16 protein-coding genes are annotated in these 22,088 nt (G+C 40.8%); 3 read left to right on the forward strand and 13 right to left on the reverse strand.

Annotated elements, in window-relative coordinates; all coding sequences use genetic code 11:
* Positions 1–26: 26 nt before the first annotated feature.
* The 13 genes from QNI15_RS03460 to QNI15_RS03520 all read right to left on the reverse strand — a co-directional run bounded on the left by QNI15_RS03460 (position 27) and on the right by QNI15_RS03520 (position 19,241).
* Entirely contained in the window at positions 27–1,226 is a 1,200-nt protein-coding gene (locus tag QNI15_RS03460; protein ID WP_314030528.1) for an MFS transporter, read from the reverse strand.
* Positions 1,227–1,268: 42 nt separating this feature from the next.
* Positions 1,269–1,916, reverse strand: a complete 648-nt coding sequence (locus tag QNI15_RS03465) for a FadR/GntR family transcriptional regulator (RefSeq protein WP_314000841.1) — start codon at positions 1,914–1,916, stop codon at positions 1,269–1,271.
* A 297-nt stretch (positions 1,917–2,213) separates the two neighbouring features.
* Positions 2,214–4,514 (reverse strand): GH92 family glycosyl hydrolase, encoded by a 2,301-nt coding sequence (locus QNI15_RS03470; protein WP_314030530.1) that lies wholly within the window; start codon positions 4,512–4,514, stop codon positions 2,214–2,216.
* A gap of 129 nt (positions 4,515–4,643) precedes the next feature.
* On the reverse strand, positions 4,644–5,819 hold the full coding sequence (locus tag QNI15_RS03475) for a glycoside hydrolase family 76 protein (protein ID WP_314030532.1): 1,176 nt from the start codon (positions 5,817–5,819) through the stop codon (positions 4,644–4,646).
* Positions 5,820–5,999: 180 nt separating this feature from the next.
* Entirely contained in the window at positions 6,000–7,145 is a 1,146-nt protein-coding gene (locus tag QNI15_RS03480; RefSeq protein ID WP_314000847.1) for a SusE domain-containing protein, read from the reverse strand.
* Positions 7,146–7,162: 17 nt separating this feature from the next.
* Entirely contained in the window at positions 7,163–8,305 is a 1,143-nt protein-coding gene (locus QNI15_RS03485) for a SusE domain-containing protein (protein ID WP_314000849.1), read from the reverse strand.
* 78 nt (positions 8,306–8,383) lie between these two features.
* Positions 8,384–10,003 (reverse strand): RagB/SusD family nutrient uptake outer membrane protein, encoded by a 1,620-nt coding sequence (locus QNI15_RS03490; RefSeq protein WP_314030534.1) that lies wholly within the window; start codon positions 10,001–10,003, stop codon positions 8,384–8,386.
* Positions 10,004–10,097: 94 nt separating this feature from the next.
* The gene (locus tag QNI15_RS03495; RefSeq protein WP_314030536.1) at positions 10,098–13,688 is read right to left on the reverse strand and encodes a SusC/RagA family TonB-linked outer membrane protein; all 3,591 of its coding nucleotides are present in this window, start codon (positions 13,686–13,688) and stop codon (positions 10,098–10,100) included.
* 100 nt (positions 13,689–13,788) lie between these two features.
* Complete coding sequence (locus tag QNI15_RS03500) at positions 13,789–14,856, reverse strand: FecR family protein (RefSeq protein ID WP_314000855.1); 1,068 nt, start codon at positions 14,854–14,856, stop codon at positions 13,789–13,791.
* Positions 14,857–14,932: 76 nt separating this feature from the next.
* Positions 14,933–15,583, reverse strand: a complete 651-nt coding sequence (locus QNI15_RS03505) for an RNA polymerase sigma-70 factor (protein ID WP_314030538.1) — start codon at positions 15,581–15,583, stop codon at positions 14,933–14,935.
* 220 nt (positions 15,584–15,803) lie between these two features.
* The gene (locus tag QNI15_RS03510) at positions 15,804–16,499 is read right to left on the reverse strand and encodes a LytR/AlgR family response regulator transcription factor (RefSeq protein WP_314000859.1); all 696 of its coding nucleotides are present in this window, start codon (positions 16,497–16,499) and stop codon (positions 15,804–15,806) included.
* Between the two features lie 35 nt (positions 16,500–16,534).
* Positions 16,535–18,043, reverse strand: coding sequence for a TlpA family protein disulfide reductase (locus QNI15_RS03515; RefSeq protein ID WP_314000861.1), 1,509 nt, complete (start codon positions 18,041–18,043; stop codon positions 16,535–16,537).
* Between the two features lie 133 nt (positions 18,044–18,176).
* Positions 18,177–19,241, reverse strand: a complete 1,065-nt coding sequence (locus tag QNI15_RS03520) for a sensor histidine kinase (protein ID WP_314000863.1) — start codon at positions 19,239–19,241, stop codon at positions 18,177–18,179.
* Between the two features lie 316 nt (positions 19,242–19,557).
* On the opposite strand from QNI15_RS03520, the gene QNI15_RS03525 reads away from it, so the two are divergent.
* The 3 genes from QNI15_RS03525 (at position 19,558) to QNI15_RS03535 (ending at position 22,087) form a co-directional block, all read left to right on the forward strand.
* Positions 19,558–20,595, forward strand: coding sequence for an SDR family oxidoreductase (locus QNI15_RS03525; RefSeq protein WP_314000865.1), 1,038 nt, complete (start codon positions 19,558–19,560; stop codon positions 20,593–20,595).
* Positions 20,592–21,377 (forward strand): helix-turn-helix domain-containing protein, encoded by a 786-nt coding sequence (locus QNI15_RS03530; RefSeq protein ID WP_314030540.1) that lies wholly within the window; start codon positions 20,592–20,594, stop codon positions 21,375–21,377. Before QNI15_RS03525 ends, QNI15_RS03530 begins: the two co-directional genes overlap by 4 nt.
* Positions 21,378–21,631: 254 nt before the next feature.
* Positions 21,632–22,087 (forward strand): (2Fe-2S)-binding protein, encoded by a 456-nt coding sequence (locus QNI15_RS03535; protein ID WP_313982159.1) that lies wholly within the window; start codon positions 21,632–21,634, stop codon positions 22,085–22,087.
* Position 22,088 lies beyond the last annotated feature (1 nt).

The following is a 22,088-nucleotide window of genomic DNA, read 5'->3' on the forward strand; positions in this document are numbered from 1 at the left end:
TAAGAGTTAGTCTACTTATCATTCGCTTAACGTTCAATTTTTGGTAGGAAGTAGGCAACCAATCCTATCAGAAGCAAATATGGTGTAATAGAAAAGACATACATAATTCCTTTCATATCCGCGAGCCACCCTAATAGAGCAGAACCTATACCACCCATACCAAAAGAGAGACCAAAGAAAAGTCCTGCAACAGATCCAACTTTACCAGGGATCAATTCTGTAGCATAGACCAGAATAGCTGAAAATGCTGACGCAATCAACAACCCAATAATAACCGATAATACAACGGTCATTTCTAAACTGACGTAGGGTAAAAGCATAGCAAAGGGTGCCGCACCTAAAATAGAAGCCCAGATTACTATTTTTCGCCCATATCGATCGCCAATCGGACCTCCTGCAATTGTCCCAACAGCAACAGCCCCCAAAAAGGCAAACAAGTAGATTTGTGATTGCTGGACAGTAAGGTGAAACTTCTCAATCAGGAAGAATGTGTAATAGTTGCTCATAGAAGCCATATAGAAAAACTTCGAGAACATTAACCCCAACAAAATGACAATGGAATAGGCAATAGTATTTTTGGTAAATTTAGGAGTAGAAGATACACCAACCTGTTTCATATTGGGCGATTTCTTAGGGATCATATTCACTTCATACCATTTGCTTACATAGCTAAGAATGATGATAGCGAAAACAGCCATGATGGCAAATACACTAATATAGGATTGCCCTAAGGGAACAACTATCAGCGCGGCTAGTAATGGACCAATGGCACTACCTAAATTTCCACCAACCTGAAAAATAGACTGGGCAAGTCCTTTCTTTCCGCCAGAAGCTAAATGGGCAACTCTGGAGGCCTCCGGATGGAAAATAGACGAACCAACTCCAACCAGGCTAACTGCTCCTAAAATAGTATAAAAGTTTCGTCCGAAAGCCAGAGTAAGAAGTCCTGTCATAGAGAAACACATTCCAAATATCAAAGCTTTGGGAAATGGATTTTTGTCTATGTAAGAACCAACGAAAGGCTGTAGAATCGAGGCAGTAAGTTGATAAGCCAGAGTGATAATACCAATCTGCGCAAAGCTGAGTGCATAATTTTCCTTTAACATAGGATACATGGCAGAAATGACTGATTGAATCACATCATTGAGCAAATGGGAAACACTAATTGCAAACAGAATACTATATGTGGTAGTGCTTGCGTAGGTAAGTGAAGCTGTATTTTTCATAAGACATCCTCATCAGATCATCTGATGACTTAGAGTAAAAAATTAAACGGTTCCAATTATTTGCTTTATAATTTTAAGGGCTTTAACCGGATTTTGGGCCTTTATCTGTACAAAGAGATCTTCATGCAACTTTTGGCTTCTTAGAAAGGTTTCTGTTTCCAGATATCGCTCAGTGAAAAATTGAGCGAGGTGTACAGACACTACTTTATACAATTCATACAAGAGACGGTTTCCACAACTTTCGGCAAGAATCGTGTGAAATTCAACATCCGCTTTGACCGTTTCTTCAGGCCGACTTTCCTTGGCAAACTGGTTGCGCTTCTGAAGTACAACATGCATTCTTTCTAACTGGTCTTCGTTGCGGTTTAAAGCGGCTTTTTCAACAATCTTTGTCTCAAGAAACTGTCGTACTTCTAATAATTCAGTCAAATCCGCTTGCTGAAGGGTACTTACAAGTGATTGATGTCCGGTGGTGCTAATAACGTGTGTTCCAACCCCCTGTACTACATTGACATATCCTGATTGCTCGAGATACTTGACAGCTTCACGCACAGAAGATCTTCCTACGCCAAATTTTTTCATTAACTCTGGCTCAGAAGGTAGCTTTTCATTCACACTATATACTCCCGCCTGAATATCTTGTTTAATAAGGTCGGCTACTTCTTGAGCTAAGGATTTTCGTTGCAGCATCGGGCTAGTCGTCAGATGATCTGATGTCAGGCAAAGCTATTATCATTTTCCATTTTCTACAAGAGTTTTTTTTAGAAAAGTAGTCTTTTAACTTTTCAATTTCATACGTATCGGTCTACTACTTTCCATTATCAGAGAAACTGAATAGAAAAAAGGCTATAACTTGATAAGTCATAGCCTTTGATACTCTAAGAAGAATGTTGACTTTATTTGCTGAGCTGTTTTGAGAAAAGCTCAGTAGTTAAATACTATGACTCTCTGGCTACAGAAAATCTGTCATACTCCAAACTATAGATTCTATTTCGTCTGAACCGTAATTGTACCTCCTTTTGTAAACAGATCATGTGATACAAAATACCCCTGATTTGTTTTGCCATTAACCTGTATAGAAGTTAAATCCCTCCCTGAAGATGGTTTACGAATTACCAGTTGTTTGCCAGTAGAGGTTTTCCAGTTGACCTGATCAAAAAGCGGTACAGTAACCAGATACTCCGGATCTGTGGCTGAAAAGGTATATAATCCTAATGCGTTGAGTACATACCAGGCAGACATTTCACCGGCATCATCCATTCCTGCCAGCGTTAGTCCGTCCTTTATACCATATAGATTATTCAAAATATAATCGAGTATCTTCTGAGTTTTCTCAGGTTTGCCAATAAAGTAATACCCAAAAGGGGCTTCATGATCAGGTTGATTGCCATGGCAGTACTGACCAATCATTGTCTCTACATTTCGTGCGATATACGTTGGATTCCAGGGTACAATAAACAAGGAGTCGAGTTTGGATTCAAATCCTTTCGCACCTCCATATAGGTTAATCAGTCCTTGCATATCATGTGGAGCAAAGAAAGACAGTTGCCAGGCATTACCCTCCCGATACATATATTCATAATAAGGATATTGCGGATTAAAGTTTCTGATCCACTCTCCATTTTCCAATCGCCCTCTCATAAAACGGGTGGAAGGATCAAACATGTTTTTATAATTCTTTGACCGGGTTATCAGCATTTTATAATTAGCAGAATCACCTAGCTTTTTTGCTATCTGTGCCAGCGAGTAATCATCATAGGAGTACTCAAGTGTTTTAGACACACCTGCCTTGGCTTTGGTTTCTACATGTGGATTAGCAACGTCAGGGTCAGAAATATACCCTTTTTCCATGTACTCGGTCAGGTAGGGACGTGCAGGTCCAGGAACTGTAGCATTTTTTAATAATAGCTGATACGTTGCTTTCACATCAAATCCGTCAATACCCCGTAGATAAGCTCCGGCAATGGATGAGGTACCATGATCTCCATGAAAAAAGGTAGGCATCACACCTGTTTTCTCTCCTACATCTTTCATGGATTTAATTACATTCAGGGCTACCTTAGGAGATATCAACCCCAGCAGTACATCCTTGTTGCGGTAAGTATCCCATAGAGAGGGCTCCGTGTAGTAATCAAAGTCTGCTTTTGCTTTCTGTCTTTTGGCATCAGTATACTCACCGTTTACATCGCTACGTAGTGCAGGCCAAAGCAAGGAACGGTACAGACAGGAATACAACATTTCTTTCTGTGCAGGTGTTCCTCCTTTTATCTGTATCTGAGACAGGAGTGTTTCCCATTGCTGGCTTGCCTGCTGGCGAATGGTTTCAAATGACTTGGTACCAATCTCCTGTTCCAGATTTTGTTTAGCATTGGCAGCACTCACGAAGGATAAGCCAATTTTAAGATCGACAGGACCCTTACTACCATTAGCTAAATGTACAATGGCAAAACCTGATTTAGTACCGGCATCCTTAACTTCCAGCTTCTCAATATTGGTGTTGAATACAGCATAGAAATACACATTTTCTCCACTCTGAAACCCCTGCACAGCTTTTGGGCCAGCCTGCTCGATAGTCCAGGTTGATACCCGACTAAGAGCTTTGGAGAGATCAAACAGGATCTTTCTGCCTGTATTATTTTTGAATGTATACCGATGATAGCCACATCGCAAGGTTGAGGTCAAATCAGCTTGGATTTGGTAGTCTTCCAGATAGACCTGGTAAAAACCAGGTGACGAACGTTCATTGCCATGAGTAAACCTGGAGCCATAAATCAGTTCAGTATTATTCTTATCCTCGCCTACCTTTCCAGAAATAGAAGGAGAAGCGGATTGAGGAAGTGGTAAAATGGGAATATTCCCCAGGTTCCAGTGCCCTTTGTTGGTATGAGTAAAACTTACAATCACTGAGTCTTCATACTGATAACCTGCTCCGGCTGGCTGATAGCGGGTCATCGGACTCAGTTGAACCATGGCATTGGGAAGAGAGCTACCCGGAAAAGTTAATCCTGCCCAAGACCGCCAACCTTCAGGGAGCTTGTATCCAAGAATTTTTGGATCAGTAAGTGGAGCTGTTCCTACAAAAGTATTTACATAACGAGTCACTCCTGTTGTCTGTACCTTACCTGTTGACTTACTACCAGACTGTCCCTTACCACTAGTGGTAGGCTTGGTTTGGCTTTTTGTCTGGCCGTTAGCTATGACAGTCATAAATCCCACCATCCCCATCCAACAACACACTGTAATAGCTACCCGTAAGCTACCAGAAATAGTTTTACTAAATTTATGCATGGTTTGAAAGTATATTTCCGTTTCAAAAGTGTACAATGGATGGTTGTAAAGTATTCTTCACAACCATCCATTGCGATGTGTTGTAGCTATTTCACTGACCTTACTTTGCATTGGTGTGAACGAACTATCTTAATTCACCAAACTTTGTTTTTTCAGTTCTGCCATAGCCTCCATCAGCATAACTCCACTAAGTTGAGGTGTTAAGCTGGTAGTTAATCCAGGTGCTACTTTCCAATCGGGACCAAAAAGAATGTCAGGCATGGTAGTTCCTTTAGACCAAAGCGTTTGTGCATTAATTTTCAAGAAATTGATATAATTGGTTCGTTTGGTAGAAGGCAAGTCTCCTTCGATAATCAAACGGGTAAGGTAGCGCACAAAGATGCCATTAAATAACCCACCATCGCCAGTATCACCATTAACCAACACATTCTCTCGGGTAAGTCGAGCCAGAGCGGCATCGGCAATTAATATAGCATCGCTTTGGTAACTAATGTCATTAGTGATTTTGTAGAGTTCAAGGGCACTCCCGAGCACAGTTCCGTAGTTATAGGTAAACAACCGGGTATCGGGCTCATAAGGAGTGACACTTGTATTAATACCATCCCATACATCGCCATTGGACTGGATCATATTTGTCCGCAGCCAGTTGTATAGCTTAGTTGCCCATGCCAGATCATCTGCATTTTTGGTAACCTGATATAACCGTGCTGCAAAGACACAAGCTGGTCCACTTGCAGGAGTACTTTTATTAGCCCTATCCTTGCGCCAGTATAAACCTCCACCAGTCACATTATCCCATCCTCCTTTCACATCGGTCCACAAAACATCAGCCACACTTTTGAAACGTTCATCACCTGTAGCCACATAAGCGCGCAGGCTAGCCACCATCATCCACGACATATCATCATAATAGTAATTAATGTAGCTATTGCCATTGGCAGCCTTTACCCCTTCAATCAACGCATCCATTTGTTGTTTAATGGTCGCATCCTTGTCTTTACGAAGATAGGCATCGGTCAGTACATCGAGTGCATGTGCATTGGGCCAATAGTTACTATTAAAGGCAGCGCCTCCCATCTGCATGGTAAAGAATTTACCAGAAGCATACCAGTAATGCGAGTTAAGTCCTAACTGGGCACTATCGGCAATAGCCGTCCAGTTGTAGGTTCGGTTATTGTTTGAATTGCCACCTGTGTTGGTCATTGGGTCGTCAGGTGCCTTAAAGCAAGACGTTAGTGAACCCAACAAAAGAAATGAAGCAGCAAAAACAGCTTTATGTATAAATGATCTAGGGAAAATTGCCATACCAGAAAAGAAAGAGATGCTAAGTAAAGACAAATAATAAAACAGATAAGGGAAAAGGAACATCGGACAAGCTGCCCGATGTTCACTTGGGTAACCCCTTGTAATAAAGCTCCATTGACAAATACAACAGGTTCGTTGTTGCCTTTGGATACCATTTGTGATTATATGTAGTCTAAAATGTTATTTCACGGTTATTTCATGAGTATACGCATCTACATCCGGACTCAGAAAAACAGTAACATCAGCATTTGACTTGTCTGCTTCACTACGGAATTTGAAGGCGTAATCATAATCCGAATTATTGACAGGTACCAGATAAAAGTAACTAGCTGGCGTACTGGAGGTAGGTCGCTGATTATCTGCATTGACACTGCCCATAAATTCCATTGCATCAGCACTGCTTCCTTCTTTTGTTGTCAGGCGAAACTTATATCGTTCGTCGCGACCCCAACTTTCCTGAAAAAACTCAATTGGGGTATTGGCAACTTTCCAGACCCCTTTTCCTATATAGGGCAGTGTGACAATCACCTGTTTTTTAGGCGAGAACCACAATCCAACTTCTTTGATTTCGGTTAGTTTGGCAGCAGCATTATTAAAATCCAGATTGATGCGATATACTTTGGCACCACCCGTTACTGTAGTTTCGCCATCTTCCTGAATCAGGTTACCTGTAATAGAGAAGGATACAGGTGTTCCACTTTTCTTATTGACAAAATGATACGTACCGGCTTTTAACGCTGTATAAATCTCAAACTCACCAGCCCGGATCTGTTTTAAACGACCTGCCTGGCTTAGCTCGGCACCATACTCAGTGGCATCACCTGTGATATATACATCCGCAGGAATTTCCGAAAAACCGGCAGGACGTTCTACTTCCAGAACCCGACTTGCAGATGATTTCTGCACATTATTTCCTTTGGAAGCCAGCACCGTCCATTTCAACTTTCCTTTAGCAAGCGAAGCGATACCAGCCAGATTGGCCACCTTATTCAAATCCTTGTGTGAAAGCGTAGCTCTGTTCTGTCCACCATTCCCGTCCGAAGCCATTTTATAAACCGGATTAGAAAAATCGCCATCTTCTTTGTCAAACGCGAGTTCATACATCACCAGAGAGCCATCAGCAGCTACACCCGGCTTCCATTCGAATATGATTGATGCATTGGTTGTAGGATTTAACTTGACAAAAGCATTGTCAGTTGGTACCCGTAAACTATCCGGTGCAGTCAGGTTCAGATTGGGATCGTCATCTTTGTTACAGGATGGCAGTCCAATAAGCACTGCCAGTATTCCTGTAAATAGTAGGGATATATATTGTTTTCTAAGCATTGTTCTGTTAGAATTAATTACCGCACAACCACCTTGTGTGTGTATTCTGCAGTAGGCTGAAAATAAACCGTGATATCTACATTACTTTTATCCACCTCTGAGGCAAACTTGTAGCTATAATCCCACTGACTGGCAGGTTTGGGTGTCAGATAAAAGTATGAGGCAGGTGTTCCTGTTACCGGGCGGGAATTATCTGAACTTTGACTGGCATACCAGATCTCGCTCTCCTCTCCATTAGCTTTTGTTTTCAGACGAAACTTATACCGTTCATCACGACCCCAGTCAAACTGAAAGAATTCAATAGGCGTATTTTCTATCTTCCAGGTGCTGTTACCAACGTAAGGCAGCGTTACTGTCACCTTATTCTGAGCAGCAATCCATAAGCCTACCTCCGTAATTTCAGTAGCTGTCATAGCTGCATTATTAAAGTCAAACTCCAGCCGGTATAGCTTGGTATCACCTTCAATGGTAGTTTCGCCACCTTCTGCAAGTGCACTCAAGTTATTGGTTGCCGAAAAAACTTTTGCATCATTAGTAGTACCACTTACAATTTTAAAACTTCCTGCCTTAAGCGAAGTAAAAATCTCAAATATACCTTCGCTAGTCTTCTTTAATGGCAAAGCCTTGGAAATATCAGTCCCTGTCTCTGTAGCAGAACCTGTCAAATAAGCCGTTGTTGGAACCTCTGCGAAACCAGCAGGACGGTCCACTGATAAGGTGCGTGCATTGGTAGACTGCACAATGTTAGGCCCTTTGGAAGAAGTTACTGTCCATTTCAGTTTGCCACTTGTTAGTGAGGCAATGCCCGCTGTTGCTGCAATCTTATTCAGGTTTTTGTGGCTCAGTGTCAAACGATTTTGAGCGCCACTTCCGTCAGATAAAACGACAGCTACCGGATTGGAGAAATCGCCATTTTCTTTGTCAAACAACACTTCGTATAATACCAGTGTGCCATCTTCCGCTTTGGCCTGCTCCCACTCAAATACTACAGAGGCTGAAGTAGTCGGCTGAAGTTTTACCGAAATATTGTCGGCTGGTGTGAATAGAATATTTGCTGGTGTCAACGTCAGATCTAGATCCTTTGACTCATCCTGACAACTCACCATAGCCCCCAGCATCAGCAAAACAATCCATGAAAGAAACGAATGTATTTTTGTCATAATCGATCGATTCAAAAGGTAAAGTTTAGGCAGATAAAGCTTGCTCAACAGGAAACAAGGCTGTATCTGCCGATTTGTTTACTGTCCCCAACCGGGGTTTTGTTGTAAGTTTTTGTTCTGGTCACGTTCCAGTTGTGGAATAGGCCATAAATAATGCTTGGAAGGATCAAATACCCTGGATTCAACCAGAATATTGCCATTGGCATCTTTAGGCAGTTCATTTCCTGGAATGGCAATACCTTTGACCTGAGTATTCAGTACAGTCTCAGCAATTTTCCAGCGACGAATATCAAATATACGCAGTGATTCAAAAGCTAGCTCTGAACGACGCTCCCGTCGTACAATATCCCGCAAAGCGGCCTGCTGTGCATTAGGGAAGTTTAACGCACCACTATCTGTAAATCCTGCACGACGACGAAGCGCGCCAATGGTCTGGTCCCATACAGTAGCTGTCAACTGATTCAATTCGTTTTTAGCTTCAGCATACATCAATAACACATCCGCATAACGCAAATAGATCAGGTTCAGCCCCGAATTACCTGGTGACGTGGCAGTAGGATCAAAGTACTTACGCCAGTAATAGCCTGTAGCAGAAGCAAATGGCTGTAGGACATCATTGGGAGATGTATTAGGCAGCGTTTTAACCTCGATCTCAGCAGGTGAGTTAAAAGCAAAGTTAGGATATTTGGAACCATCTGTAGCAATCGTAGCAGCCAGTCGTGGATCACGATTGGCAAACGGATTGCTGGCATCATAGCCTGACCCTGCTTCCTGTATCGCTTTTCCATTGGTTGTGATGTAATTATCGACCAAAGCTTGTGTAGGCATGATATCCGTACGTAGTCCAATTGTTACAGGAACAAAGAAACGCTGAGTATCATACAATCGATTGGCGCCAAACTGTAAATCAAAAATAACCTCTGAGTTGTATTCATTAGCAACTGTAAAGATACCTGCATAGGAAGGGAACAAGCTGTATGTTCCATTTTCCGGTTTGCCAATTAATTCCTCACAAGCTGTTGCGGCTGCCTGCCAGTTACCATCAAACAAATTTACACGAGCTTTTAGGGCAATAGCTGCACCACGTGTTACCCGTCCATTTTCAGCAGCAGGCAAAGCCGTGTTAATCGGCAGATCAGCCTGAATGCCTTCCAGTTCACTAATTATAAACTCAATCACTTCCGCTTTAGGAGTGCGAGCAATACTTTGAGACTCAGAAATGGTCAATACATTAGTAAAAAACGGAACATCACCATACCAGGTTGCCAGTAAGAAATAGGAATAAGCCCGAATAAACCGCACCTCAGCCTGATACCGTTTGAGTTGAGTTTCTGATAGTGCAGTTACCCGCGATACGTTAGCTAAAAACTGGTTGCATTTACGAATAGAAGTATACCGATCAGTCCATTCATTCTTTAACAGAGGTAATGATGGGTCATAACTCCCACTAGCTATTTGTTTAGCCCCACCGTAACGATCACTTTGCCGGGTAAATGAATTATCACTCAGTGATTCGGTATAGAAAAAACCTTCGGCACTACCCATACTAGCATAACACGACGCCATCACTGCCAGGGCATCAGCATCCGTTTTCCAGAAGTCTTTTTCGTTTAGATCGTTTGCCAAGCCAACCTCCAGTTTATGGCAACTCTGCAAGGCGAACAGTACAAATGTGGTTAATAAAATATATTTTTTCATGTCGAAAGAATGTCTACAAAAATGAATAGTCATTGCAAAAGAAGGCTGCCGTTTTTTCCACTTTTCAGCTATACTATTTTTCGGCATACCTGTATTAGAAGCTTACATCCAGACCAATGGCTACAACACGACTGTTAGGGTAGCTACGTCCTGCAATGGCGGAATAATTGGCAATAGGATAAGAAAGATTATTACCAAACTGGGTAAATTCCGGATCGATACCCAATCGACGAAAACGCTGAGGCACCCAGGTAAGCAGATTCTGTCCAGATACATAAATACGCGCCGATCCTATACTTACCTTATCTAGCCATTCTTTTGGGAAAGAGTAGCCAACTTGGAGGTTTTTCACCCGCAGATAACGTGTATCATACAACCAATAATCTGAATACACCACATTATTACTATTGGCACCTACGGTAGCTGTTAGCCGTGGATAGGTAGCACCTGGATTAGTAGGAGTCCAACGGTCTTTATGCTGTACATACAAATGCTCTTCGTTGTTGTGAAAAGCTTCCACTGCATCACCGCGCAAATACTGAGACCGTTGGCCAACACCTTGCAGGAAGATAGTCAGATCAATACCTTTGTATGAAGCCCGGTAGGTAAATCCATAAGTATAACGTGGAAACGGATTACCCATGATAAACCGGTCATTGGCATCAATCACCCCATCCCCATTTTTATCGACAAACTTAATGTCACCGGGCTGTGGTTGTCCATTCTGTGCAAAAGGTTGTAAGGCTGAATTCTGGATTTGCTCATAGGTCTGGAACAATCCATCATTTTTATACATATAGTATGAGGAAATGGGAAATCTTTCGCGTTGAATAGTTCGGGAATCCGCTTCATTGATTTCATCAGTTCCAAGCTTCTGAATGGTATTAAAGTTATCTGCCAGATTAGCAGAGAATGAGTGCTTTACAGGGCCGGTTACCAGATTGTAGGTAGCAGCAATTTCCCAGCCCCGGTTAAGTACGGTTGCAAAGTTCTGCACAGGCGAGCTTTGTCCGAAAGTACCCGGAACCACAGGAGCATAATAATTGCCTTCATTAATTGAACGGAAATAATCCAGCGACACTGTCAGGCTGTTTTTCAACAATTCAAAGTCAGCGCCTATATTTGCATTGGTTACTGAAGCCCAGCGCAGCTCAGGATTAAATGGTTGAATATTCACGCCTCCTACACTCACATTATTAAAGGTATACGCACCACTTACTGGTGATATACGAGGAATAAATAAGTAACCGCCAATACCTGAGTTGCCAACTTTCCCGTAAGAAGCACGTATTTTAACAGTTCCAAACCGATCGGCAATATCACCCATAAATGGCTCGCTAGTTAATCGCCAAGCAACCGAAGCTGCCGGGTAAAATAACCAACGACTTTGAGGAGCCAGTTTGGAAGAGCCATCATAACGCCAGGTAAACTCAAACAGGTAACGATCACCATACCCGTAGTTCAGACGACCGAAAACAGAATTTAATACACCCAGCTGAGGATTTGCCATACGTGCATAATCTGTTATACCTCCTTGAATCTGCCCTTGTGCATTTCTCAAAAAATCTCCCTGCAAAACCAATGAGCTATTCAAAGGTACTCCATTTAGCTGACGTGAATAGAGCTCAGGGTAAAATTTCCCTTCATAATTAAAACTAGTAGATGAAGAGTAGTCACTTCGGTAGCCAGCCAGCACTTTGGCACTATGTTTACCTATCTGTTTTTCATACTGCCCTGTGAAATAAATATTGGTATTATAATCTCTCCAAGCTTGTTTCACCTGTTCATTATTTCGTGGCGGATCAGATGGATAGGGTGAACTGTAGGTAAAGGCACGAATCTGTGTCTGCTGATTATACTGGAAGAAATTTCCGGACATATTCATATTAAAGCGTAAGCCTTCCAGTGGAGTAAGGGTAGCATCCAGTGTACCCACCAGATTATCTGTTTCCATCAGATTAAACCCACCTTGAGAGAGTAGCGCCAGGTTATTATTGGAAAAGCTAGCAGTAGTAGGAAATGTACCATCTTCATTTACCAATGGATAGATACGTGGTGTGCGCAAAGCATCACGTATAATATTTCCCATTGAAAATGGCGTACTACGGGTAGATGCTTTAGCATAGGCGGTATTCACTGTTACCGAGAGCATCTTATTGATTTGCGTAGTCAGATTCAGGCGGGCATTGTAGCGTTTGTAGTAAAACTCATTGCCGGCATCACGCACATATTTGTTATTGAGCATGTTGTCCTGATCCAGATAGCCAAATGAAGCCATATAGGTAGTGTTTTTTCCACCACCACTCACAGACAGATCGTGTTTGATCTGTGGAGCGTTTTTGCGAAATTCTTCGTCAAGCATCCAGGGATAGGAACCTTTCTCACGTTGTTCCTGAATCTGTTGAGGAGAAAACTGTGGAGATAGACTACTGTTTATCAATGCTTCGTTTTTCAGGGTCATAAACTCCCATCCCTCTACCGCTTTGGGTAATGTAGTTGGATTTTGCCAGCCAATCAGGGTGCTATAGCGAACAGTCGGTTTCTGATCAGTTTTACCTTTTTTGGTCGTAATTAAAACTACTCCACTACCGGCTTGCGAACCATAAATAGCTGCAGAGGAGGCATCTTTTAGAATCGTAATGTTCTCAATATCATTTGGATTTAAATTGGCCATTCCTAAACTTCCGGCAATGAGTCCGTCAATGATGATGAGCGGTTCGTTGTTGGATGAAAAAGATCCTACACCACGAATGTTGAATACAGGTACAGCTCCAGGCTCAGCCGTATTTTGCTGAATAGTCACATTGGCTGCCAGTCCTTGCATGGCCTGGTAGGCATTCGTAGTCGGACGACTTTCAATATCTGTTTTCCCAAGTGTAGCTACTGAAGAAGTCAAATCTTTACGTTGTTGGGTACCATACCCTACTACAACTACCTCACTCAATGACTGAATATCTGGTAGCAATGTAATATCAATTTTTGTACGGCCAGAAATAGCCACTTCCTCGGACACATAGCCAATAAAGGAAAACACTAATACACCATTCGCCTGGCTGTCAGGTACTTTTAGCGTATATGAACCATCTACGGTAGTAGACGCACCTATGGTCGTGCCTTTAATAGAAACACTTACCCCAGGCATTCCTTCTCCATTTTCGCTGATAACTTTTCCTGTAATGGTAATGTCTGCAAATTGCGAACGGGTAGCATTAAGCCGAGCTTCCAGGGAATTGAGCATTTCACCAGGCAATATGGTGTGTGCCTGATCACTAGCCTTAGACTCAGCATTTCCTTTTAGAATAATTTTGTCTTTTAGGATCTCAAATGTAAATCCAAACTTTCCAGACAACTCATTGAGAACTTCATTTAATTGCTTTTGCTGTACATGCAAGCTGATGCGTTGTGTAGTATTTATCTCATCATTTGAGTAGACAAACACAAAATGACTTTGCTTCTCAATTCTGTCAAATACCGAACTTAACTTTTCATTGGATACTTGTAGAGTAATGGTAGATTCCTGCAACGATGTATTCCCTTGTAGCGTTATACTACTTTGACTATACTTTCGCAAGGGTGCCGATGAGGCTATCTGTGCATGTGTGGTAAGCAAGCCAAAACCCAGAAAACACCCAAACCAGCTGCACCGGAGTAAGTGATAACGGGGATGAGTAGAAAATTGTAGCATTTTTCGTAAGGATTAAGAAGTGATTTTTAAATAAGGCAACAGTGAGAGTTGCCTTTTAGAAATAGTATCTCATACTCCAATAAAATTTTCTTTGTGTGTTTTATTGGTCTGTTTCTTCAGATATACCGGGCTGCTGGGAATTTTCGCCAATCACCAGTTCTTCATTGGTAATCTGATAGCTAAAATCCCTGGTTTTAGAGAGATAAAACATTATTTCTTCCAACGTATTGTTGGAAAATGCTCCCGTGAGCCGATACTTTTTAGCCTCTTCGCTGCGAAAAACGACTTTCTTACCAAAGTTACGTGCTAGCTGCTGTGCAATCTCTTCCAGTGTCATCGACTTGAAAATCAGGCGACCCTCAATCCAAGCTTTGTCGTCCGTGCTCTGAGTAGCTTGTGTGATAAGCCTACCTGAGCGAAAACTATAAAGGACTTTCTGATTAGGTCTGAGAAATACTGTATCACTAGTTAGCTGTGTTGCTGCTTTGGGAATGAAAGCCACCTTTCCGGTAGCTACCGAGGTTTCAATCTTGTCTTCATCTTCATATGCCCGAATGTTGAACGAGGTACCCAGTACCCGCACTGTACCCTGTGTCAGGTGAATAATAAAAGGCTTGGAAGGATTTTTCCGAATGTCAAAGAAGGCTTCTCCATACAGATGTACTTCCCGTGTTTTTTCATTAAATGCCTGCGGATAGGTTATCCGACTATCGGCATTAAGCCATATCTTACTACCGTCGGGTAACTCAATGGTACTTTTTACCCCTTTCGCATTTTTCTTTTCAATCAAAGAAATATGTCTACTCAAACCACTATACTGATACCCTACCCAAGCGCTAACCAATACAAGTCCGACAATAGCTGCAGCTGATAGCCATCGCCACACTGACCAGGAGGTTTTACCTATACTAATAGCACTATCTTTCTCTTCCACAAATTCTGCTTCGGCTGGTAAGGCATGGATCTGACGCATTACTTTTTGCAGAGACACTTCTACATTGACCGTGCTGGTTTGTGTACGATCATTCCAGAATTGCTCAAGCAACTGTAGCTTCTGCACCATTGCCGGATGAAGTATCAGCAATGATTCCAGTTCAGTTGATTCGTCAGAAGTAAGGGTACCCGCAAGTTTTCGGGTAAAGAGGTAAAGTATTCGTTCTTCGTTCATACTAATGTTAATGGCGGACGTCCATTAGTATAGACAGGAAAACGAAGAAGATTACTTACAAGCAGTCAGAAAAAAATTAAATAAAATCCAAAAATAGTATCAAAAGCACAATAGAGCTCTCTGGAGGTAGTATAGAAGAAGAACCAGGAAGCTTAGAAGACCTTGTATTGGTATCCATATAATTATCTAATGACTTGTGCAATTTTTTCATAGCACGAAACAGCTGAGTTTCTACCGTACGTGGTGACAGATCCAGTATTTCTGCTACCTGCTTGTAACTCATACCTTCTTCTTTGATGAGTTTAAAAACGGTACGGCACTGGTCTGGTAATTCCTCAACGGCTTGCATGAGCAATTCATAAATCTGACGCCATTCCAGTATTTTTTCGGGATCATCTGTGTTGACAATCTCAATCTCACCACTTTCGGGTTCAAGTGAAATATGAAAAGGGGAACGCTGAGACAAGTAATTAAGAGACTTATTACGAGCAGATACAAACAGATAAGTTTCCAGATTCTGAATTTTAAGTACTTCGCTACGACGATGCCACAATTTTAGCATAATGTCATTTACCAATTCCTCGGCTGTTTCCCGATTGTGAACATACATCTTGGTAAACTGGAACAAGCGCATAAAAAACAAACGGTACAAAGCGGCAAAAGCTTCCTGGTCGTTATTGCAGAGTCGTTCCTGCAAATCTCTGATTTGTATCGTGTTAAGTTTCATATGCAGCCAAAGACAAACGAATTGTATCAACTAAAACACTGCAATATCTCTAAAATAAAATTAAAAACGGAAATAATTGCATAAAATCTACTTTCAAACTTCTAAATTGACATATATTACAATTCTGGAACAACTCGCCTCCATATTATATGCTGTACTATTAGACTAAAGCAAGTGAGTAGATAGGTTGAGTATCCTTACCAGAAAGAATATCTATACCCTACTGCCCTAGACGCAGCAGCAACTCTGTCCGATATGTTCCTGATAGCGGAATTTGTTTGCCTGCAATAGTCAGTTGGTGCCGTTCTATCTTTTCGATTTTATTGAGGGAGATGATATAAGATCTATGTACACGCATATAATTATGTTCGGGTAATCTGTGCAGAAGTTCTGAAAGTGTCATCCGTGTTAACACACGTTTCGTTCCTATATAAAACATCAGATAGTTGTCTTCTGCTTCTACATACAGTAACTGTTCCAAATCAATGCTCACCAAATCGTAGCCACTTTTTACAAACAAAGATAATTTTGGTGACTGTGGTTGTGATAGTACAGAAGCCTTTATAGACTCTTGAACTTTATGGCAAGCTTTCAGAAATCGAGGCAAAGCGATGGGTTTGAGTAAATAATCTGTAACAGCAAGTTCATAGCTGAGTAAAGCAAAATCTGCATACGCAGTAGTAAAGATAATCCTTGTTCTGTCTGGAACCATTTTCGCTAACTCAATGCCAGTGATATCAGGCATCTGAATATCTAGAAAAAGAATGTCTACTGCATGTTGCTGAAGATAGGTAAGTCCTTCTGTAGCACTCACAAAAGTAGCGCTTATAGTTAGAAATGGGACCTGCTTTGCCAGAGAACCCATAATCTGTAGAGCCATGGGTTCATCATCAATCACTATGCCTGTTAATTGCATATCTATAAATTTTCTCTACGTTTGGATTTCAGTGCCTACTTTGTCTTTAACAAGGTATCGATTTCCTGATAAAGTTTAGTTGTAGAAGAGGGTGGGGATGCATGAGTTGTAACTAACCTACCTTGTCGGTCAAAAAGTAAGTAAGAGGGAAAGACCACGCCCTGCCCTGATTCATATAGTTCCTTAATTTCTTCTGTAAGTGTTTTATCTGCGAGTACATGTTGTCCTTCAAGTTTATAAAATGCTATAGTCTCTTTCCACTTTTTCTCAGCTTGTGTTCTTTTTTCTATAGCTATATACACAAAGTCAACAGGTTGGTTTTTAAATGTCTCTTTCAATAGCTTAACGAAAGTAAATTGTTGCCGACATGGAGTACACCAGCTTCCCCAAATGTCAACATATATAATACGTCCTTTATGAAGTTCAAGGATTTGCTGAAGAGTACTGGGTTTGTTTATATACTCAACCCCGGACAAGGCTGTTGAATCGCTGGATTCCAAGTACATTTTCCGGTACTTGTTTAAGGGCATCCTGTAACTGCTTTTAGGAAAACTGTTCACAAAGTCCTCATAAGCTTCCGCCTGATAGGTCAGATCTCCCATCTGTATGCCACTGATAAGAAAAGAAGCAATGGCGCGTTCCAGAGATTTACCTGTCAGCGTTTGTTTGATAACGATGTAGTCCAGGTATCGTTTACCATGCTGGCGCATCTGTTGCTTGGTTTTTGCAAAAGGCTTTTGGAAGAGAGTCTCACATTGTTGTATAAACTCTTGTTTGGAGGCCGCCTTTAACTTAAAATAGTGTGGATAATATGAGATAACCTGCTGGTAATGATAGGCATCTAAGGCTTTAGAATTAGACAAAGGTTCACTGGCATAGGCTTGGATAAGGACTTTACGCCAAGAGTCTATGTTAATTGCAACAGGGTTTGCAGTAGTTAACAATCCATTCTCAAAAAGAATATCCCAAAGCTTACTAATAGAAAAATAAGTCAGGTTCCACCGGGTTAACTGCTGAAACGGACCAGAGGTCTTCTGCGTTAATTTCGAAAGATTCGCCAGAGTTTTTTCTTTATTTTGCTGTAGTTGTGAAAAGATCTCCTCAGGCTTTGTTAACGTATCGTTCCAGTTTTGAGGAAAGAGTTTATAGAAAGTGAATCCGAGTGTGAGCCAACATGTATTTTCTCTTGCAAGAGATCCAGCAAAAGAAAGAGTTGCTTCCTCAGCTTTGGCATCATAGCTAATGAAAAGTTTCCGATTAGGTTGTCCATACAAATAGATACGTTTTCCTTCTATATCCATAAAAAAGGTTTGCGCCTTGTGCACAGGTAATGTCGTTGCAAAGGTTCCATCTGATTTCAATGAAAGTGAAATAGAGTTTTGCGTATGATACCAATTGTCGTAAGGAATATTGATTGTTATCTGAGTATCAGAAGAAACATTTCGAATAGTTCCACTGAGTAACATTTGAGCATAAAGAGGAATGTGAACTGCTGGCCCTTGTAAGATAAACAAAGGCATCAGCCAGGTATAGAATCGGATCATAAAAAGACTATTTTAGTAAGATTACAAAATGGATACAGAGTTGAATATATCCGGAATAAAAGGATAATAGAGCTCCTTTCGCTTGTTAAAAGACAAGCAGTGATGATCAAAAAGAATAAAGAAAGTGGGGTAATCAGGACAGATTTAGGGCAAGTTGAACTTTGTAAAAGTCTTTCTGCTTTTGAATGGTAAGCTGATGGCTGGGATAGAGTAAAGACAGCCGTTTCTTAACATTTTTAATTCCAGTACCATGTCCTTTCTCTATGGCATGAACAGGTAGCAGACTATTTTCTATATCCATAATCAACTGCTTATTTTTGACAGAGACCAACAGTTTAATGTAACAGTCTCTGTCTATGCTGATTCCATACATAAAAGCATTTTCGACAAAAGGGAGCAATAGTAATGGGGCAATACGAACTGATAGCTGATCATAGTCCAGTTGGGTATGAATATGGATATTGCTCCGACTTGGAATTCTACTTTTCTGTAGTTCAATGTAATCTTCCAGAAAGGTAAATTCTGTGGCTACGGGGGTAAACTCCTCTGCATGTTCGTTGAGCACATAGCGCAGCAGTCCAGAAAGCTGAGCAATATTTCCTGCTGTTCGGACGGCCTCTTCCTGCATAGCAGTACCATAGATCATATTTAGGGTATTGAAAAAGAAATGTGGATGAAGCTGTGCCTTTAAAGCAGAGAGTTCGGTTTGAGATTGTTCGTACTGCTTCTGCAACTGACGGATTCGCTCACTAATAAAATTTCGAAGTATTGCATACCCAAATACATAGGCAGCTATACACAAAACAGGTAGCAGATTGTCTGGAGCTATCAGTTCAGAGATACTCCATCGTTGCTGAATAATCTGAACAAAAATCCAGCTGAATAACCCTGTTCCCAATGTGGTCAAAAGAAAAACTCTCAACCGGACTCTGGTAAAAAAGTAGTGATAGTTACATTCTGTCAAAAGGATAACGACCAATACAACCACTCCAAACTTCTGGTTGATATTGTGTTTTTCAAACCGCTCCCACAAGGTAACTTCCGTTCCATCTGCATGTTTTAGATACGGTCCGTATATATGTATTCGGTAGAGAAAATCTATTGCATCAGCTGTAGTGATTATCAACCATATAAGAAACGAATGTAATAGCCATTGAAGCCAGGAGGGTATTTTTGCAAGGGTAGACAGTGTTATCATTTCTTGTTTGTTAGTTGCATCAAAAGAAGTACACATCAAACAGAATGAAAAATAAATGTGGGGAAAGGTGTAAAGTTTGGGGTGAAATGTAGCTTTCTAATTCAGTCCTTCTCAATGTTTTGAGATAGCACCAAGTTTTTGAGACTTTGATTTCAGTAGGAAATAATTATGCAACAGAGTAGTTCAATAAAGTTTCACCTGCTTTTTCCTGTATAATCCACAACTATCTGGACTTCTCAGGAAAGTAACTTTGGACTTCTCAGGTAAACCGACGGATCTATTTATGTCGAGCTTTGTCACATAAAATTTTAACAAAATGGAAAACAAAGAAACTGTATTGGTGACTGGAGGAACTGGTTTTGTAGGTATGCACATTATTCTTCAGCTATTGCAAAAAGGTTACCATGTAAAGACAACACTTCGTAACTTAACAACTAAGGAGCAATTGATTGGAGCACTGAAATCTCACGGCATTACATCATTTGACCAACTTTCATTTATAGAAGCAGAACTAACCAGAGATGACAATTGGGAAGTAGCCATGAAAGGATGTACTCATGTATTGAGTGTAGCCTCACCTGTATTTTTTAATGTTCCCAAAGACGAAAATGAAGCTATTCGTCCAGCTGTTGAAGGCATCCTTCGTATTTTGAAATTTGCTAAAAAAGAAGGGGTGAAACGTGTGGTAATGACATCTAACTTTGGTGCAGTAGGTTTTAGTCAGACCGACAAGAGCAGGCAAACTATTGAAGCAGATTGGACTGACACTAATGTGAGAGGATTATCAGTGTATGAAAAATCAAAAACATTGGCAGAGCGGGCTGCCTGGAATTTTATGGATAGGGATGGAGGAACATTGGAATTTGCAACAATCAATCCGGTAGCTATTTTAGGGCCCTCACTAAATGCTCATATTTCAGGAAGTTTTCACCTTCTGCAACACTTATTGGATGGCTCGATGAAGGCCATACCCAATATTCCATTAAATGTTGTTGATGTAAGAGATGTAGCAGACTTGCACATCCGCGCTATGACCAATCCCAAAGCAAACGGACAACGCTTTATCGCCACGGCAGATGGGCAGATTTCAATCCCTGAAATAGCAGCATTTCTGAAAAAGAAGATGCCGGATATAGCCAAAAATGTTTCTACTAAAAAACTTCCTGACTGGATTCTGTATTTTACATCGTTATTTAATGTCAGAGCCAAAGAAGCTACTATGCTTCTGCAAGTGAACCGAAATGTAAGTAACCAAAAAGCAAAGAAGATTCTAGATTGGACACCCATAGCAACACAAGAACAAACTATACTTGCTTCTTTAGAAAGTATGGTTAAATATGGAATTGTAAAATGAGAGATATAGCGAAAGACAAGCAATCCAGCATATTAAAAGAGCAGTTTATACCTGACCATGTATTCTTTTACATTATCAAAGGCGAAATTAGTTTTTTTGATGGAAATAGACGTTATACCTTCAAAGCGGGAGAATGTGGTATGGCACAAAGAAATCGTTTGGCAAAATACATTTTATCGGACAGTATAGAAGAATTTGAACCTATAATAGTGTGCTTTGAGGAAGCTTTTCTTCAACAGTTTGAGAAAAAACATAAAAAGTTAAAAACAACAACAGGTAAAACAAATGATGGATTTGTAAAGATTCAAACAACCGAACTAATTCATTCTTTTATTCATTCATTAAAGCCATATTACAAAGATGTGATGCAATTAGATGAAGCATTTGAAGAATTGAAGTCTGAAGAACTGCTACTTATTCTGTTACGGGATCAGCCGAAGCTCGCAGATATCTTGTTTGACTACAGCATCCCAGAAAAAATCAATCTGGAGGCCTTTATGAACCGCAATTTTATGTTTAATGTGAGTATACAACGCTTTGCATATATGACAGGACGCAGTTTGTCGGCTTTCAAACGAGACTTTAAAAAAATATACAATGAGACCCCTAATCGTTGGTTAATTCAAAAACGATTGCAGGAGGCGTACTTGCTGCTTGATACTAAGAAGTGGAAACCATCAGATATCTATCTGGAATTGGGTTTTGAAACATTAGCCCATTTTTCGTATGCCTTCAAAAAACGCTTTGGCCATGCCCCATCGAAGCTTACAGAAAGTAGATGACCTAATCAACTACTGATGAACATACACATACACACCAAAGATACCCCACTTTTACTAAAATAATAAGACAAAATCTCACTGACATCTGAAATTGAAGCTTCGACATCATAGCCAACCAATTTAATGATGAACTACTATTTTAATCCATTAATCAATAGTTTGAAAATCATAGCTTATTGTTTGATTTCTGTAAGGTTAAAACCTATCAGATGAGTACTTTTATAGTACCCTATCTATTTATCAAACAAGTAATTATGGCTAAGTTTAGTCTGAAAATTAATGGAAAAATCCGACAGGTAGATCTTGATCCTACTACGCCTCTCCTTTGGGTTTTGCGAGATCATCTGAATTTGCCAGGCACCAAATATGGCTGTGGCATCGGAATGTGTGGAGCATGCACTGTTCATCTGGATGGAGTAGCCGTTCGTTCCTGCCAACTCCCTGTCTCCGTAGTAAACAAACAGGAAGTTACAACGATTGAAGGATTGTCTGTTACGGGTGATCATCCTGTACAACAAGCCTGGATTGACCACGATGTGGCTCAGTGTGGGTATTGCCAGACTGGTCAGATTATGAGTGCAGCGGCATTATTGAAAAGTAATCCCAATCCTACCGATGAAGAGATAGAAACCTCTATGAGCGGCAACATCTGCCGTTGCGGTACATATCTGCGTATTCGGGAAGCCATTAAATCGGCTGCTAAAAAATAGT

Origin of the sequence: Xanthocytophaga flava, assembly GCF_030068545.1 — a bacterium.
In the GTDB taxonomy this organism is placed as follows: Bacteria; Bacteroidota; Bacteroidia; order Cytophagales; family 172606-1; genus Xanthocytophaga; species Xanthocytophaga flava.